Source organism: Streptomyces sp. SPB074, assembly GCF_000154905.1.
In the GTDB taxonomy this organism is placed as follows: domain Bacteria; phylum Actinomycetota; class Actinomycetes; order Streptomycetales; family Streptomycetaceae; genus Streptomyces.
In genome coordinates this window covers 3,535,072-3,551,507 of the sequence record NZ_GG770539.1, presented here as the reverse complement: position 1 = coordinate 3,551,507, position 16,436 = coordinate 3,535,072, and the positions used below count along the sequence as shown (strand labels likewise).

At 72.3% G+C, this 16,436-nt stretch carries 15 protein-coding genes, 1 pseudogene and 1 riboswitch; of the genes and pseudogenes, 10 read left to right on the top strand and 6 right to left on the bottom strand.

Translation table 11 applies throughout. The features are described 5' to 3' along the window. The first annotated feature begins 80 nt into the window (after positions 1-80). Positions 81-1,073, top strand: coding sequence for a hypothetical protein (locus SSBG_RS14655; protein ID WP_037869790.1), 993 nt, complete (start codon positions 81-83; stop codon positions 1,071-1,073). 277 nt (positions 1,074-1,350) lie between these two features. Here SSBG_RS14655 and SSBG_RS14650 read toward each other — a convergent pair whose 3' ends face one another. Together SSBG_RS14650 and thiC are read right to left on the bottom strand one after the other, a co-directional pair. Further along, on the bottom strand, positions 1,351-1,791 hold the full coding sequence (locus tag SSBG_RS14650) for a DUF2448 domain-containing protein (RefSeq protein WP_008746892.1): 441 nt from the start codon (positions 1,789-1,791) through the stop codon (positions 1,351-1,353). A 115-nt stretch (positions 1,792-1,906) separates the two neighbouring features. Beyond that, complete coding sequence (thiC, locus tag SSBG_RS14645) at positions 1,907-3,751, bottom strand: phosphomethylpyrimidine synthase ThiC (protein ID WP_037869789.1); 1,845 nt, start codon at positions 3,749-3,751, stop codon at positions 1,907-1,909. Then, positions 3,744-3,892: riboswitch (TPP riboswitch) on the bottom strand. Its footprint overlaps the gene before it by 8 nt. 71 nt (positions 3,893-3,963) lie before the next feature. On the opposite strand from thiC, the gene SSBG_RS14640 reads away from it, so the two are divergent. After that, the gene (locus SSBG_RS14640; RefSeq protein WP_037869788.1) at positions 3,964-5,499 is read left to right on the top strand and encodes a YibE/F family protein; all 1,536 of its coding nucleotides are present in this window, start codon (positions 3,964-3,966) and stop codon (positions 5,497-5,499) included. Positions 5,500-5,849: 350 nt separating this feature from the next. On the opposite strand, the gene SSBG_RS14635 is transcribed toward SSBG_RS14640, so the two are convergent. The 3 genes from SSBG_RS14635 to SSBG_RS14625 all read right to left on the bottom strand — a co-directional run bounded on the left by SSBG_RS14635 (position 5,850) and on the right by SSBG_RS14625 (position 7,626). After that, the gene (locus tag SSBG_RS14635; RefSeq protein WP_007824617.1) at positions 5,850-6,305 is read right to left on the bottom strand and encodes an SsgA family sporulation/cell division regulator; all 456 of its coding nucleotides are present in this window, start codon (positions 6,303-6,305) and stop codon (positions 5,850-5,852) included. A gap of 481 nt (positions 6,306-6,786) precedes the next feature. Next, the gene (locus SSBG_RS14630; RefSeq protein WP_008746889.1) at positions 6,787-7,005 is read right to left on the bottom strand and encodes a DUF5326 family protein; all 219 of its coding nucleotides are present in this window, start codon (positions 7,003-7,005) and stop codon (positions 6,787-6,789) included. 303 nt (positions 7,006-7,308) lie between these two features. Then, on the bottom strand, positions 7,309-7,626 hold the full coding sequence (locus tag SSBG_RS14625; protein ID WP_008746888.1) for a cupin domain-containing protein: 318 nt from the start codon (positions 7,624-7,626) through the stop codon (positions 7,309-7,311). Between the two features lie 66 nt (positions 7,627-7,692). On the opposite strand from SSBG_RS14625, the gene SSBG_RS14620 reads away from it, so the two are divergent. The 7 genes from SSBG_RS14620 to SSBG_RS14590 all read left to right on the top strand — a co-directional run bounded on the left by SSBG_RS14620 (position 7,693) and on the right by SSBG_RS14590 (position 13,634). Next, entirely contained in the window at positions 7,693-8,085 is a 393-nt protein-coding gene (locus SSBG_RS14620) for a phage holin family protein (RefSeq protein WP_008746887.1), read from the top strand. A gap of 194 nt (positions 8,086-8,279) precedes the next feature. Then, positions 8,280-9,398, top strand: a complete 1,119-nt coding sequence (locus SSBG_RS14615; RefSeq protein WP_037871469.1) for a cystathionine gamma-lyase — start codon at positions 8,280-8,282, stop codon at positions 9,396-9,398. 206 nt (positions 9,399-9,604) lie between these two features. After that, on the top strand, positions 9,605-10,525 hold the full coding sequence (locus SSBG_RS14610; protein ID WP_008746885.1) for a LysR family transcriptional regulator: 921 nt from the start codon (positions 9,605-9,607) through the stop codon (positions 10,523-10,525). A gap of 95 nt (positions 10,526-10,620) precedes the next feature. After that, a complete protein-coding gene (locus SSBG_RS14605; RefSeq protein ID WP_008746884.1) occupies positions 10,621-11,103 on the top strand; it encodes an NUDIX domain-containing protein in 483 nt (160 codons plus the stop codon). 295 nt (positions 11,104-11,398) lie between these two features. Then, the gene (locus SSBG_RS14600) at positions 11,399-12,280 is read left to right on the top strand and encodes a GNAT family N-acetyltransferase (RefSeq protein WP_050776775.1); all 882 of its coding nucleotides are present in this window, start codon (positions 11,399-11,401) and stop codon (positions 12,278-12,280) included. Between the two features lie 184 nt (positions 12,281-12,464). Continuing rightward, on the top strand, positions 12,465-12,944 hold the full coding sequence (locus SSBG_RS14595; RefSeq protein ID WP_008746882.1) for a MarR family winged helix-turn-helix transcriptional regulator: 480 nt from the start codon (positions 12,465-12,467) through the stop codon (positions 12,942-12,944). 237 nt (positions 12,945-13,181) lie between these two features. Further along, the gene (locus tag SSBG_RS14590; protein ID WP_008746881.1) at positions 13,182-13,634 is read left to right on the top strand and encodes a GNAT family N-acetyltransferase; all 453 of its coding nucleotides are present in this window, start codon (positions 13,182-13,184) and stop codon (positions 13,632-13,634) included. A gap of 177 nt (positions 13,635-13,811) precedes the next feature. Here the strand turns inward: SSBG_RS14590 and SSBG_RS14585 are convergent, their stop codons facing one another. Next, complete coding sequence (locus SSBG_RS14585) at positions 13,812-15,227, bottom strand: serine hydrolase domain-containing protein (protein ID WP_234010531.1); 1,416 nt, start codon at positions 15,225-15,227, stop codon at positions 13,812-13,814. Between the two features lie 266 nt (positions 15,228-15,493). Between SSBG_RS14585 and SSBG_RS14580 the strand changes: the two are divergent. Then, positions 15,494-16,352: pseudogene (locus tag SSBG_RS14580) on the top strand (DMT family transporter). Positions 16,353-16,436: the final 84 nt, after the last annotated feature.

Below are 16,436 nucleotides of genomic sequence, written 5' to 3'. Positions count from 1 at the left end.
CTTATCCGTAGCAGGCTCTCCTCCGCTTCCGCCCTCTGCCCGCACCCAGCGGGCGCCTTGGTCCTACGGAGCATCGGGGGATGCACATGAACAGCGCTCCGCACTTGCTGCCCGAGGACCACCCGGAGTTCGAACGGCTCCTCGACGAGGCCCTGCGTCAGGCCGTCCCACGGCCCGTGGCGCCCGATTCCGGCGACCCGCTCCCCACCGCTCGGCTGAGGGATCTGGCACTCGGCTCGGCAAGTCTCATCGCGGCCGGCGCCGCGCCCGAGTACCGGCACTACGTCAGAATCCGCGAGGAAATACGGATACGAGCGACCGGGAACCCCTCGGAGGGCGAGGGCCCGGTGCGCGCGCAGGAGGGCGGAGGGCTCGCCGTCGCGATCGGCGAGGTCACCGAGGCGTCCGGAGCCGGAGCGGTCGCCGTGCTCGCCGCGCTCACGCCCGTGCTCGCCGGGATCGCCGCCGTCGTGCTCCTGCTCATCGGCTACCTGCTGCGGCTCGTGGACGGCGAGCGCGTCATCGCCGACGCGCTGCTCACGGCGGGCTGGGTCTTCGCCGTCCTCGCGGCCGCCGCCATCCTCGTCGCCGGGGTCGCTCTGCTCTTCGCCGCCCTGCGCAACGGAGCCACGGCGCTGCCCGCCGATCCGCGCCGTCGGCGAGCCACCGCACCCGATCCGGAGACCGCGGACATGGACCGGGCCCGCGCCGCGTGGCAGCGCGCCCTCGTGGAAAAGGGGTTCCTGCCCTTCTTCCAGCAGCAGACCGCTTCCCCGGAGCACGCGGACACTCTGAACACGGACGCACTGAACGCGGACGCACTGAACGCGGACGGGCACGAACAGGCGCGGGAAGAGGAGCGGGAAGTTCCTCCGGACCAGGGGCACCGGGCATCGGACGACCGCCCCGTCCCCAGCCGCAGCGGCGGCCCGTCCCGGATGCCCCGGCTCGGCTACCACCGTCCCGGCTTCAGCAGCCCCGAGGCGGACGGCGAGGCGTCCTCACGCCCCCGCTACTCCAGCCCGGATTTCAGCAGCCCCGACTTCGGCGGCCCGGAGCACCGCCCGGAATGAGCGAGCGATGTTCCACGTGAAACATCGCCGGGCCCCGACGCCCACGCCACGCCACGCCCACCGAGCATCCCGGGCCACGCCCCAGTCCCCGCCGACGCCCACGCCCACGCCCACGCCCACGCCCACGCCCACGCCCCCAGCGATTCACCCCGCCACCGAGCAGCGCAGCCGCCACCAAGTACGCAAGCCGCCCACGGAAAAGCCCGATGTTCCACGTGAAACATCGAGCACATGTTTCACGTGGAACATCGGGCCGCGCGGGGCACCGCTTCCCGCGCTACAGCTTTCCGCCGGTCAGCCGCGTGAGCGGTCCTGTCGCCCGTACCCCGGACTTGCGCCCGGCGAGGAACGAGGCCGTGGCCACCGTCAGCAGCCCGGCGACCGCGCTCGTGACGGCCACCTTGTGCTCGCGCACGGTGTCCCAGGCGGTGCCCGCCGAGGCGACCGCCTTCTCCGAGACCTCGGACACCTTGCGGCGCCCGGCGTCCACGCCCGTCCTCGCCTTCTCCTCCACACGTTTGCCCGCCGCTCCGGCGGCGCGAGCCTGCGCCCGCGCCGCCTCGGCGGCCTGCTCCGTCTTCGCCCCGGCCGCGGAGAGTGCCTCGTCGGCCTTCTGAGACACCGTCGACGTCACCGGGGCATTCTCGGTCCCGGGCACGGCGGCCGAAGCGGCCACGGCGTCGCGGGGATGCTTGGTCTGCGGGTTCTCTCCAGTCATGGCCTGCGGGTTGCCGCTCAGCCCCGGAGGAAACCCGCAAACGGCCGGCGAACGGGCTCATATCCGTCCCGGCACAAGCACGGAGGGCGCGACCGCCTCCGCCTACGGACCCCCCTCACTCCGCCAGCGGCAGATACACGCGGTTCCCCGAAGCGGCGAACTCCCGTGACTTCTCTATCATCCCGGCCGCGATCTCCTCCTTGCTCAGCTCCACGTCGCTCCCCGCCCCGAAGCGCTCGCTGATGTCCCTGCTGATCCGCATCGAGCAGAACTTCGGTCCGCACATGGAGCAGAAGTGCGCGGTCTTCGCCGGTTCGGCGGGCAGCGTCTCGTCGTGGAAGGCCCGCGCGGTGTCGGGATCGAGCGACAGGTTGAACTGGTCCTCCCACCGGAAGTCGAAGCGCGCCTGGGAGAGCGCGTCGTCCCACTCCCGCGCCCCCGGGTGCCCCTTCGCGAGATCGGCGGCATGGGCGGCGATCTTGTACGTGATGACGCCGGTCTTCACGTCGTCCCTGTCGGGAAGGCCGAGGTGCTCCTTCGGTGTCACGTAGCAGAGCATCGCGGTGCCCCACCAGGCGATCATGGCGGCGCCGATACCGGAGGTGATGTGGTCGTACCCCGGTGCGATGTCCGTGGTCAGCGGCCCGAGCGTGTAGAAGGGCGCCCCGTCGCACATCTCCTGCTGGAGCTCGACGTTCTCCTTGATCTTGTGCATCGGTACGTGGCCGGGGCCCTCGACCATCGTCTGCACACCGTGTTCGCGAGCGACCGCGGTGAGCTCGCCGAGCGTGCGCAACTCCGCGAACTGCGCCTCGTCGTTGGCGTCGGCGACGGAGCCCGGACGCAGCCCGTCCCCGAGCGAGAACGTCACGTCGTAGGCGGCGAGGATCTCGCACAGTTCCCCGAAGTGCTCGTACAGGAAGGAATCCTGGTGGTGCGCCAGGCACCACGCCGCCATGATCGAGCCGCCGCGCGAGACGATGCCGGTGGTGCGGCGCGCGGTGAGCGGCACGTACGCGAGCCGCACCCCGGCGTGCACGGTCATGTAGTCGACCCCTTGCTCGGCCTGCTCCACGATCGTGTCGCGGTACAGCTCCCAGCTCAGCTCCTCCGCCTTCCCCCCACACTTCTCCAGCGCCTGGTAGAGCGGCACGGTGCCGATGGGGACGGGGGAGTTGCGCAGAATCCACTCGCGGGTGGTGTGGATGTCGCGGCCCGTCGAGAGGTCCATGACGGTGTCCGCGCCCCAGCGCGTCGCCCAGGTCATCTTCTCGACCTCCTCCTCGATCGAGGAGGTGACGGCCGAGTTGCCGATGTTGGCGTTGATCTTCACGAGGAACCGCTTGCCGATGACCATCGGCTCGCTCTCGGGGTGGTTGATGTTCGCGGGCAGTACGGCCCGTCCGGCGGCCAGTTCCTCGCGCACGACCTCGGGCGCGATGCCTTCGCGCAGTGCGGCGTACTCCATCTCCGGTGTGATCTCGCCCCGCCGCGCATAGGCGAGCTGCGTCACCGGCGCGCCCGTGCGGGCGCGACGCGGGCGGCGCGGTCGCCCGGGGAAGATCGCGTCGATGTCGCGCGCGCCGCCCCGGGGGACGGTGTGGCGCGGCCCGTCGTCCTCGGGCCGCACGGTCCGGCCCGGATACGTCTCCGTGTCGCCGCGCGCCGCGATCCAGGGCGCGCGCGGGGTGTCGAGCCCGCGCCGCACGTCGGTGGTGACGGACGGGTCGGTGTACGGGCCCGAGGTGTCGTACAGCGTCAGCGTGCGGCCGTCGCTCAGGTGCACCCTCCGCACGGGCACCCGCAGCCCGGGCCGCTCACCCTCGATGTACGCCTTGTGCGCGCCGAGGGCGCGGGCGGGTGCGGTGGCTTCGTGCGGCTGTCCGGCAGCCGTGTCCGGCTGTCCTGCGGCTGTCCGCGGCTGCCCGGAGGCAGGGGTGTGCGCGTCCGATGTGGTCATGAGACCTACTCCCTACGCCGGCATTACCCGGTAACAGGTTCAGCGGTCGGCGCAGCCGTTCGCTCCCCGGCCGCGGGTGCGGCCGTACGAGCGGATCAGCGCCCTCTCAGCCCGGTGCTCCGAGCTCCCGCGGGGACAAATCACGGGCCACGCTAGCGTCCGTCCTGGCGTGCTGGCCAGAGGGCCCCCTCCGTTCTTGCGATGATCGGCCGGTGACGACGCCACCTCCCACGCCCCAGGCACCCCCGCCGTCCCCCTCGCCCGCGGCCGGTCACGCCCACGCCCCGGGCCACGAGCACAGCCATCACCACGGACCGGCGAGCCCTGGCTCGCGACGGCTGCGCACGGTCATCGCGGCCGTCCTGGTGCCGTTCGCCGCAGCCGTCGTCGCCGGGCTCGTCCTGCTGTGGCCCGGGGCCCCGGGCGCGCACGAGCGGTCAGGCGTCGGCTTCGACCGGCAGACCGTCAGCGGCAAGGTCACCGGCATCGAGCACGTCGGCTGCGAGGACGCGCCCGGGGGCGGCTCGCCGGGGCAGGCGAGCGGCGGGGGCGCGGGGCCGGGCCCGTCATCGGGCGACACCGGCGATCCGGCCTCGGGCGGCGGCGCGGGCGCGTCGGAGTCCGACGGCACGGGCGCTTCCGATCCAGGGGGCGCGGGCGCCCCTGCGGCGGACGGCGCGGGACCGGGCGGCGATTCGGGGGAGCACGCGGCGGGCGTCTGCGAGCAGGCGACGGTCGAGGTCACCGAGGGGAAGGACAAGGGCCACCGCTACCCCGAACTGATCCGCCCCGACGCCTCGCGCCGGCTCCACGCCGGTCAGAAGGTGGTCCTCGCCTACGCGCCCGACGCGCCCCGCGCGCTCCAGTACTCCGTCACGGATGTGGGCCGTACGCCGCCGATGGTGCTGCTCGCCGCGGTGTTCGCACTCGTCGTCGTGGCGGTGGGCCGGTGGCGGGGGCTCATGGCGCTCGTGGCGCTCGCGGTGAGCTTCGGGGTACTGACCCTCTTCATCCTGCCCGCGATCCTGGAAGGGTCGAACCCGCTCGTCGTGGCGGTGGTCGGCGCGAGCGCCATCATGCTCGTCGCCCTCTACCTGTGCCACGGCCTCAGCGCGCGCACCTCCGTCGCGGTGCTCGGCACCCTCACCTCACTCCTGCTCATCGGGGTGCTGGGCTCGCTCTTCATCGGCTGGGTGGCTCTGACGGGCAACACCGACGACAACACGGGCCTCATCCACGGGCTCTACCCGCACATCGACATGAGCGGGCTGCTCCTGGCGGGGGTGCTCATCGGCTCCCTCGGCGTGCTGGACGACGTGACGGTCACGCAAACCTCCGCCGTCTGGGAACTGCACCAGGCGGACCCCGGGATGACGCGGCGGGCGCTGTACCGCGCGGGGCTCAGGATCGGCCGCGACCACATCGCCTCCGTGGTCAACACCCTGGTTCTCGCCTACGCGGGCGCGGCGTTGCCGCTCCTGCTGCTCTTCTCGCTCGCGCGCAGCGACGTGGGCGCGGTCGCGACGAGCGAGCTGGTCGGCGAGGAGATCGTGCGGACACTCGTGGGCTCGATCGGCCTGGTCGCCTCGGTGCCGGTCACGACGGCGCTCGCGACCCTCGTGGTCTCGGCGGACCGCGCTCCGCATCCGCCGCAGGATGCCCGGAGTACTTTGGCGGGCGCCGAGGTCCCCGGTCCGGCGCTCGCGGGGCGGCTGCTCGGAGGCGGTGGGCGCCGCAGGAAGCGCTGAGGCAGGCGCCGTCGCGGTCGCGAGGAGCACGACTGTCGCTCCGGACTCGGGACACCACCGCTGCTGCGGGTGGTTCGGGGGTCCGGCGACACCGGTGCTGTAGGGGGCACGGGGGTCCGGGCGCCACCGGTGCTACGGGGCGGTTCCACCGCACGGATGGCACAGGCGGTACAGGCAATCCGGTCACACGGACGGCAGAGGTAGTGGAAGCGACTCAGGTCGCATGGACGGCACGGATACACGCGATCCGGTCGCAGGGCCGGTCGTACGCAGGTGTTCTCGGGGCCAGTGGTTCCAGGCGCCGCTGCGCGCCGGGCCTTGGCCGGATGACGGGTGGGGCTTCGGCAGGATCAGCCCGCGCTCGGCTCCTCGGCGAGGATGCGGTGGAGGGCGTCGTCAAGGTGGCTCTCGAAGTCGGCACAGGCGCGCTCCTCGCCCAGCGGGACGAGCCGGTCGGTCCGGTCGAGGAAGGCGACGATCGGCGCCATGCCCACCCGGAAGAGTGCCTGGTCGGTGCCCACCTGGAGTCTGATGTGCAGTTCCCCGGGGCCCTCGCCGTCGAGCAGGGGCTCCGGCTCCACGGGGGAGACCCGCACGTCCCCGTCCCCGCACGCCTCGTCGATGCCGTCCGCGAGCAGTTCGCGCCCGAACGTCCACGAGACCGGGGCATCACCGGGCAGGTGGAAGGTCAGCCGCACCGCGTAGGGATCGGCGGCCTCGTAGCGAAGCTCGACGGGGATACGGAACGAGAGCTCCTCGGAAACGAGGAAGCTCATCATGACCTCTGCCTGTACGGACTCGCGCATCGCCAACCCCGTCGATTGCCGTCACCTTGCCAGGGGCAAGTCCCCTGACACTCCTGACATCTAGCTCAGTGAACACATCACATCACAGCGCGTGAGGCCGCTGTTGCTGATTGCGGTAAGAAACGTGAGGGAAAATCCGTCCGAGCCGTTTCCGGTCGGGCGGTTCGTGGAATCCCCGCCACCGATCACCCGTATTCCGGCTGCCCCCGAGCGGTCCGCACATGCAAGGCACGCAAGGATTCCCCCACGTTCACCCCTTCGGCCCGCACGAACCATACGAACACACCGGCCCCAGGCGGCGACACCGACGGCCCAAGCGTCACGCAGAGCTATGTACCGGCGGAGGGCAAAGCCGCTCCCCGGGACGGGAGTTGGTGACGCAACGCGTCCATTCGGGGTGGTCCCGTCAACTCCGTGAGGCAGGGTCCCCCGCCGGTGGCCGCGCGACGGGCGCGGCACCGCGTGGCGGAGGACCGGGCGGTCAGCGTCGGCCTCCTGGCCCCGAGGACTCCTTGACCTTCCGCACGACGAAGACGAGCGCGGCGACCACGACGACGAAGACGAGCACCTTGAAGAGCAGTCCGACCACCACGCTCAGGATCGAGACGATCACCCCGCCGAAGATGGCCAGCGCGATGAGCGGGACAGCCACCCACTTCACCCACCACGGCACATCCGCGACCAGCTCCCGCATGTTCATCGTTGCTCCCTCCCTCTGCCACCTCCGGGTCCCGCCCGGCCTGCTTCGATGCTAGGCGGGAAAACCCGTCGGCAGGGCGGTCGGCAACCCTGGCTCTTCCCTGATTCGTACCCTTAGGGGTCAGCGCCGGTTTTCCCGGAGAACCCTGAGAGAACCCCCTCCGAGCTGGCCTTTTCCTCTCAGGGTCGCCCCCCGGGACGCTCGCGGCCGACCCCGGACCGCTCAGGGTTGCCCCCGGAGGCGCTCAGGGCCGCCCCCGGACCGCTCAGGCTCTCGCCCGTCCGCCCGCCCCATCCCGTCCGCTCAGCCCTCCGGCGGCGAGAAGACGACGAGGACGCGCAGGTCCTCGCTGATGTGGTGGAAACGGTGCGGAGTCCCGGCCGGTACGTAGACGACGCTGCCGCGCGCGACCTCCGTCGTCTCCTGCCCCACGGTGATCGCGGCCCGGCCGCTCACCACGAGATAGACCTCGTCCTGCCGGTGCGGCTGCTGCGGATCGGCAGCCCCCGCGTCGAGCGCGTACAGGCCCACGGACATGTTCCGCTCGCGCAGGAACTGCAAGTACGCGCCGTCGTTCACTGACCGTTCGAGGTCCAGTTCGTCCAGCCGGAATGCCTTCATCGACTTCCTCCACCCCTTCGCCGCTCCGGTGCCGCCGGTCCGGGCACCATCTGTCACGATCGGCCCATGAAGACCTTCGTGCTCAGGACCCTCGCCAACTCGGCGGCCCTCGCGGTGGCCGTGTGGCTGCTCGACGGCATCACCCTCACCGGCCACAACACCGGCCACAGGGCGCTGACGCTGATTATCGTCGCACTGGTTTTCGGCGTCGTGAACGTGCTGGTGAAACCACTCGTGCAACTGCTGACCCTCCCGCTGCTGATCCTGACCCTCGGACTTCTCACGCTCGTCGTGAACGCCCTCATGCTGCTGCTCACGTCCTGGATCTGCGACGTCATCGACGTGCCGTTCCACGTCAGTGGCTTCTGGACCGCCGTCCTCGGCGGGCTCATCGTCGCGGTCGTCTCCTGGGCCGTCTCGTTGGCGCTGCGCGACGGCCGCCACGACGAGCGCGTCTGACGCGGGGCGCGCGTCTGACGCGGGGCGCGCGTCCGAGGCGGGACGCGCCCGCCAAGGTCCGGGGCCGCCTCGGGGGCCCGCCGCCCCGTACCCCATCCTGGGAGCCCGGCACAGCGCGGTGCGGGTGAGGCGACGAGCGGTCCGGTCCGGGCCCCGCGGGTCCCGGAGCGGCAGTGGACGAGAAGAGGAACAGCATGACGGGCGACGGAACGAGGGCAGTGCGCGCGGGGCTGCCCGAGGCGGTACGGAACGAACCGACCCTGCCGGGCCCGGTCTTCGCCGCTCACTTCCACCTGCCGGGGGAGGTCGCCGGACCCTATACGTACGGGCGCGACGGAAACCCGACCTGGACGCACCTCGAAAGCGCGATCAGCGAGCTGGAGGCCCCCGGGGAGGAGGCGGCAACGCTGCTCTTCGCCTCCGGGATGGCCGCGATCTCCGCCGTGCTCTTCTCCCAGTCGCGGGCCGGGGACACCGTCGTCCTTCCCTCGGACGGCTACCAGGTCCTGCCCCTGGTCCGCGAGCAGCTCACCGCGTACGGCGTGCGGGTGCGCACCGCCCCCACCGGCGAGGACGCCCAGCTCGACGTGCTCGACGGCGCGCGGCTGCTGTGGATCGAGTCGCCCTCGAACCCCGGGCTCGACGTCTGCGACATCCGGCGCCTCGTCGCCGCCGCGCACGAGAGGGGCGCGCTCGTCGGGGTCGACAACACGCTCTCGACTCCGCTCGGCCAGCGCCCGCTGGCCCTCGGCGCGGACTTCTCGGTCGCCTCCGACACGAAGGCCCTCACCGGCCACGGAGACGTCCTCCTCGGCCACGTGACGACGCGCGACCCGGAGCTCCTGGAAGGCGTACGGCGCTGGCGCAAGATCATCGGCGCCATCCCGGGGCCCATGGAGACCTGGCTCGCGCACCGCTCGCTCGGGACGCTCTCCCTGCGTCTCGACCGGCAGAACGCCAACGCGCGCGCGGTCGCCGAGGCGCTGCGCGGACGGCCCGGGGTGAGCGCCCTGCGCTATCCCGGTCTCCCCGAAGACCCCGCGCACCGGCTCGCGACGGCGCAGATGCTCCGGTACGGAACCGTTCTGGGCTTCACGCTGCCCTCCCGCGAGCACGCCGAGCGCTTCCTCAACAGCGCGCGGCTTGTGGAGGACGCCACGAGCTTCGGCGGTGTGCGCTCCACCGCCGAGCGGCGCCGCCGCTGGGGCGGGGACGCGGTCCCCGACGGCTTCGTCCGCCTCTCTGCGGGGGCCGAGGACACCGCCGACCTGGTGGCCGATGTACTGCGTGCGCTGGACGAAAGCGACAGCTGAGCCGGACCGCAGGGCGCGCGGAGCGGCCCGAGCCTCCCCCCTCGTGGCTCGGGCCGCCCGCTTTTCCCGTGAAGGGAAGCGCGAACAAAGCTAGTTGACCTTCTGTCATTGTCCAATCACCGTAGAGACGGCCGGGTATCGCCAGATCTATCGTTGACCGCTCGGGCTCGCTTCCGGGCCCGCGACCACCGGAGGGGGCAGTGGCGATGGATCTCGCCCTGTTGCGCACCTTCGTCGCCGTGCACCGAGCCGGTTCCTTCACCCGCGCCGCCGCCCTGCTGGGTCTCTCCCAACCCGCGGTGACCTCGCAGATAAGAACCCTGGAACGCCAGGTGGGCCGCCCGCTCTTCCTGCGCCAGGCGCGCGGGGTGACGCCCACCTCGCTCGGTGAGGAACTGGCCCACAAGGCGGCCCCGCACCTCGACGCGCTCGTGGAGATAGCCGAGTGCGGCGCCGACGCCGGGAAGGGTCACGCCCGTACGCTCCACCTCACCGGGCCCCCGGAGTTCCTCGCCGAACGCGCCCTGCCCGCGCTGAGCGGCCTCGGCGCGGGCGAGAGCCCCGGCTTCGGTGTGCGGGCCACGTTCGGCACGGCGCAGGAGAGTCTGGAAGGGCTCGCCGCAGGTCATCACGACCTCGCGATCAGTACCGTCCGCCCCCGCGGTGGGCTGCTGACCGCCACCGCGCTGTGCGACGAGGAACTCGTTCTCGTCGCCGCGCCCGCCTGGGCGGACCGGCAGCCCGCCGGACCACTCAGCGGCGTGGCGGCCGAGACGCCCCCCGGCCGCACCCCGCGGCTTCCCTTCGTGGAGTGCCACGAGTCGCTGCCGCTCGTCGCGCGCTACTGGACCGCCGTCTTCGACGCCCTGCCCCGGGGCACTGGCGCGGTGATCGTCCCCGATCTGCGCGCGGTGCTCGGCTGCGTCCTCGCGGGTGCGGGCCTCGCGGTCCTGCCGCGCTACCTGTGCGCGGGCCCGCTCGCCGAGGGGCGGCTGCGGCTGCTGCGCGATCCGGCGGTGGCCCCACTGCGTACGTACTTCCTCGTGGCCCGTACCGGCACCCTCGCCCTGCCGCACCTCTCCCGCGCCCACGACCGCTTGCTGCGCGCGGCGGCGGACTGGGCGTGAACGCGCTCCGGAGCACGCTCCGCGCCGCACGTCGGCCCTCCAAGCGCCTGGCGCGCGCATGTTTCACGTGAAACAACTCGGGCCACATTCCCTCCATGACCGTTCGCCCCGTGGTCAAGCGCACCGCACGTGCCGTCCTGCTCGACGGCGAGGATCTTGTCCTCATCAAGCGCGTCAAGCCCGGCGTCGACCCCTACTGGGTCACTCCGGGCGGTGGCGTGGAGCCGGAGGACGCCACTGTCGTCGAAGCCCTGCACCGGGAGGTGCACGAGGAGCTGGGCGCGAAGATCACCGACGTCGTGCCCTGCTTCGTGGACACGGTCGAGCACATCGGCGCGGATGGCGGCGCTACCGGGGTAAAGGTCCAGTACTTCTTCGTCTGCCGCCTCGTGTCCATGGATCTGGAGCAGCGGCACGGACCCGAGATGGAACAACCCTGTGGAACCTACGAGATCGTCCGCATCCCCTTCACTCGCGTCGGTATCGCCTCCGTCCACCTCGTCCCGCTCTCCTTGCGGCACTACCTCGACGGCAATATCGAAGGGGTCCTCGCCCTCCTCGACGCGGATCTCGGCTGAGGCCCGGGGGCTGCCCACGGAGGCCCGGGGGCTTCCGGCGGAGGCCCGGGGGCTTCCGGCGGAGGCGCGAGGTCTGCCTGCGGAGGCGCGGCGCATACCGGGAGCGCCGCAGCGAATACCCCAGGAACCGCCTCCCCGGGCAGGCGGCACGGGCGTACTCGCGTCATCCGGCGAGCATCCGGACGTTGTTCCCACGTCACGCGATGTTCCACGTGAAACATCCCTCACCACGGAACGGGCCCGTAGTCCGAAAAGAGGGTGGACGCATCCCCCTGACGTCGGTAAGCCTGAGCGCGTGCTGCCCACTCCTCCGTCGTCCGCCACTCTGGCTCTCCGCAGGCTGACCCTGCACGATCTCCCCGACTGCCTGGAGCTGGCGCAGAACAGAGGCTGGTACCCGGACAGGCGACTGTGGACCCTGCTGCTGACCGCAGGCACCGGTTACGGCATCGACGACCCTCGCGGCGGGCTCCGTGCCGTCTGCGTCAGCCACCGTTACGGCCCGGAGGAGCGCCCGGGCCTGACCGTCCTCAGCATGTTGCTCGTGCACCGCGACCACGCGGGGCAGGGCCTCGGCCGCCGTCTGCTCGGCGAAGTGATCGCGCACGAGCCCGTCGAGGCCCTCGCCCTCTACGCGAGCGAGGAACGGGTACCGCTCTACGAGGATCTCGGCTTCCACGCGGCGCCGGCGGGGGACGTCGAGACCCTGGAGGGCCGCTTCGCACGGGTCGAGACGGTTCCGGGGGTACGGGTCAGGCGGGCGACCGCCGGGGACCTGCGAGCCCTGCTGGACGTGGACCGGGAGATCTTCGGCCTGGACCGCACCCCTCTGCTCACCCGGCTCCCCGCCTTCGCCGACGGGATGAGCCTCGCCGAGGACGACGAAGGCCAGGTCCTGGGCTTCGCGGCGCTGCGCACCGAGCCGCACACCGCCCTTCTCGGCCCCCTCGTCGCCCGCGAACCGGCGCTCGCGCGAGCCTTGGTCGCCGACCTCGCCCGCGAGGTCCGCACGCCGCTACGGATCGTGCTGGAGCACCACCAGGAGGAGCTGCGCGCCTGGCTCACGCGCAACGGGCTCCGCCCCGTCCTCCGCAGCCGGCTCATGCTGCGCGGCACCCCGGCGCTGCCCGGCGACCGGCTCCGCCGGTACGCACCCCTGAGCACGGCGACGGGCTGAGCGAGGGCAGGGGCCCGGCCCCCGCCCTGCCGCCCTGGGCCGGGTCCTCTCTCCGGTGGGGCGCTCCGGAGGCGGTGTGACCGGAATCCGACTGGAATATTTGCAGGCGCCGTATAGTTGCAATCACTGGTTATTTCACACGTGTCCCAGGCCAGGCCATCCGGGACGGACGGAGGAGGAAACGATGACGGCGACCGACCCTGCTCTCACAGCACTCGCGCACAGCTGGTCCGCCCTCTCACTGCTGCACAGCCGGATCGAGACGCGCATCGAACGCGCCCTCCAGGCGGCGCACGAGCTCAGCGTGCGGGAGTACTCCCTCCTCGACGTCCTCAGCCGCCAGCACGACGGCGAGGGCGGCCACCTCCAGATGCGGCAGGTCGCGGAGGCCGTCGTACTCAGCCAGTCCGCGACGACCCGGCTCGTGACGCGCCTGGAGGACCGGGGCCTCCTGACCCGCTACCTCTGCCCGACCGACCGGCGCGGCATCTACACCGACGTGAGCGCCGCGGGCGGGGTCCTCCTGGAGGAGGCCCGTCCGACCAACGACGCGGCCCTGCGCGCCGCACTGGACGAGGCCGCTCTCGATCCGCAGCTCGCCCCGCTCGTCACCGCCATGGAACAGCTCGACGCCTCGCCCCGGCTCCTCGGCGAGCCCGCCTGAGCCCCGGCGCCGACGCGAGGCGGTCGACCGGGGAAAGTGACGCGACGCCCGGCCTGGGGCGTGCCCGCACACTCCCGCCGTCCGGTCAAAGGGGGCTCCCGGCGCCCAAGGCGTGCGCGCGCAATGCAGACACGCGTGCCCACAGTGCGGTCTGCTCCGTCGATCCCGGCAACAGAGCGCGCGTACCGGCGTCGCGAGCGAGACGGGACGTCAGGGAGCCGCCCTAGGATCGCGGGCATGAGCACCCTTCACATACGCCCGGCCACGCGCGACGACATCGGCGCGATCGTCGCGATGCTCGCGGACGACCCGCTCGGTGCCGAGCGCGAGTCCCCCGACGACCTCACCCCGTACGACGAGGCGTTCGACCGGCTGGACGGGGACAGGAACCAGCACCTCGTCGTGGCCGAGAGCGACGGCGAGATCGTGGGCACGCTTCAGCTCAGCGTGCTGCACGGCCTCTCCCGCAAGGGCACCACCCGCACGATCATCGAGGCGGTGCGGGTGTCCGCCGCCGCCCGTGGTGCGGGACTCGGCACCCGCCTCATCACCTGGGCCATCGAAGAATCCTGCCGCCGGGGCGCGAGTCTCGTACAGCTCACCTCGGACGCCACGCGCGTCGACGCCCATCGCTTCTACAAGCGCCTCGGCTTCGTGGACTCGCATGTCGGCTTCAAGCTGACGCTCTGAGCCCCCGCCGAAAGGGATGTTCCACGTGAAACATTCCTGGCGTGACACACGGGATGTTCCACGTGGAACATTCGGGCCGAGCGCCCGGGGAGCCCCGTCCACGGCAATGTTCCACGTGAAACACTGCGCCGGAAAGCGAGGGTCCGCCCATGTTCCACGTGAAACATCCCCTGGGCCTCAGCCCGGCAGCCCTCGCCAGCCCTCGGCCACGACCCCGCCCGGCGTGGGGCCGCCCTCCGCGTACGGCGCCCGCGTGAAGACGAAGGAGCCCAGGTCCAGGTGGCTCACCTCGCCTCCCGGGAACCGGACCACGCTCAGCACCTCGCCCGCGTAGTAGCCGTCGAGCCCCACCCAGTTCCCGTCGTCCGAGGGCACGAAGCGCGAGCCGCGCCCGCCCTTCACCGGGCCCAGTTCGAGGCCCCCGCCCGCCCGGAGACGCACCGCGACCGGATCGCTTCCCCAGTACCACAGACCGGTGAGCGCCAGCAGCTCACTGTCTCCGTGCGGCAGGGGCTGCCACGGCTCGGGAAGGCGCGGCTCCGCCTCCGCCACGAGTTCGAGCAGTTCGGCGGCGAGCGTCCCCGCACCGAGCTGCGAGGTGGCATTGCCTAGGACTACGGCGCCGAGATCCTCTTCCTCGCAGACCCACAGCCCGGCCGTGAACCCCGGCACGGAGCCCGTGTGCCCGGCCAGGTCACGGCCCTCGCGGTGCAGGAGCTGGGTACCGAGTCCGTACCCGCCGGACCCGTCGCCGGGAGCCGCCGGGGTGCGCAGCTCACGCACCCCGTCGATGCCCAGCACCTTCTCGTCGCCGTGCAGCAGGAAGTCGGCGAAGCGCGCGAGGTCGGCGGTCGTGGACCACAGCTGCCCCGCCGGGGCCATGAGCCCCAGGTCCTCGACCTTCTCCTCCTGGAGCAGATCGGCCCACGGGTGCACGGCCCAGCCGCCGGCGCTCGGTGCCTCGGCCCGTACGCCGGTCCGCCGCAGTCCGAGCGGTTCCAGGATCTCCGCGCGCAGCGCCTCCTCCCAGGTGGTCCCGCGCACGGCGGCGACGAGCGCGCCGAGAACGGTGAATCCCGGATTGGAGTAGTGGTGCCGCAGCCCGGGCTCGTGGCGGAACGGCTCCGGGCCCAGCACGTCGGCGAGGCGAGGGCGCAGGCTCCCCGGCGTCCGCTCCCACCACGGCGGGGGCGTCTCTGCCGCCAGCCCGCCTGTGTGGGCGAGCAGTTGGCGCACCGTCACCTCGGGGCCCAGCGCGGCCTCCGGCACGTACCGGTCCACCGGGTGCCCCAGTTCGAGCAGTCCTTCCTCGCGCAAGCGGAGGACGAGCACGGCGGTGAAGGTCTTGGTGATCGAGCCGACGCGGTACTGCACCTGGCCGTCAGGGGTGCGCCCGTCCACGGAGCCGCGCGCTCCGCACCACACCGGCCGGCCGCCCCGCGTCACCGCCGCCACGACGGACGGCACCCGCTGCTCGGCCTGCGCCACGGCGATCTTGCGGAGCAGAGCCCGCCGCGTCCCCTCCAGGAGCCCGCCGGGCACCGTGCCCGTCTCTACGCCGGACGCCTCGCCGGCCTCATCGATGGAAGTCATGCCCCGCACGCTAATCGCCGCCCGAGAGCCGTCACCAGCCCGGCCGCTCCGCTGCGAGCCCCTGACCAGCCCGGCCGGACCCTCCCCCGCCCCTGAGCAGTCCGATCAGCCCGCCGCCACCACCTGGGCAACCCGGACCGCCCCGCCCGCAGCACCTGGACAGCCCCCGAGCATCCCCGGTCCGCTCACCCATGAGCCGTCCTTCGTAGGGCGGACCTCGGGGTACCGGGCGTGAGACGAGATGGAGCGGCGGGGACGGAACCGGTGTGATCATCCTGGCTGTCGTCTTCGCCGTACTCGGCGCCGCGAGCGACGCGATGGGAACGGCCTTTCAGCGCAAGGCCGCCGCCGGGCAGCCCGAGGGCGGGGGGCTGCGTCTCGTCCTCGCGCTCGCCCGCCGGCGCGCCTGGCTCCTCGGCATCGGCGGCGTCATCGGGGCCGCGTTCTTCCAGGCACTCGCCCTCACGAACGGGCCGCTCGCGCTCGTCCAGCCCGTCTTCATCCTGGAGCTGCCGTTCGCCCTGCTCATCGGGCTGCCGCTGCTGCACCGCCGGATGCCGGTGACCGGCTGGTACGCGGTCGCAGGTGTCGTCGCGGGGCTCGTCCTGCTGCTCGGCTGCGCGGCTCCGCACGGTGGCACGAGTCAGGCCCCGGCCGCCCGCTGGATTCCGGCCGTGGCCCTGTGCCTCGCGGTGATGGGGCTCATGGTGCTCGTCGCCCGTCGCTCCCGCTCCTCGCTGCTGCGCGCGACCGTCCTCGGTGTGGCGGCGGTCGTGGGCAACGCGCTGACCGCCGCGCTCCTCAAATCAGCGACGCGCACCTTCGCCGACCACGGCCCGGGCGCCTTCCTCACCTCCTGGCAGACTTACGGCTTCGCCCTCACCGGCATGGCCGCCCTCCTGCTCCTGGAGAACGCGCTGCAAGCGGGGTCGCTCGCCGCCTCCCAGCCCGCACTCACGATCGGCGACGCCTCCGTCAGCCTCCTGCTCGGCGTCCTCGTCTTCCAGGAGCGCCTCCACCCTGGGATGGCTCGTCCTGCCGGAACTGCTCGGCGTCGCGCTGATCGCCGCCGGAGTCCTCACGCTGCCCCGCGCGGTTCCCCACATCCGCGATCTCGCCTCCTGAGAGACCCCTGCGCTGCGGCCTCCGCCGCGTAGCCTGCCCTGGTGGATCTCTTCTCCCAGGCCCTCACATCTCTGCTCGACACGG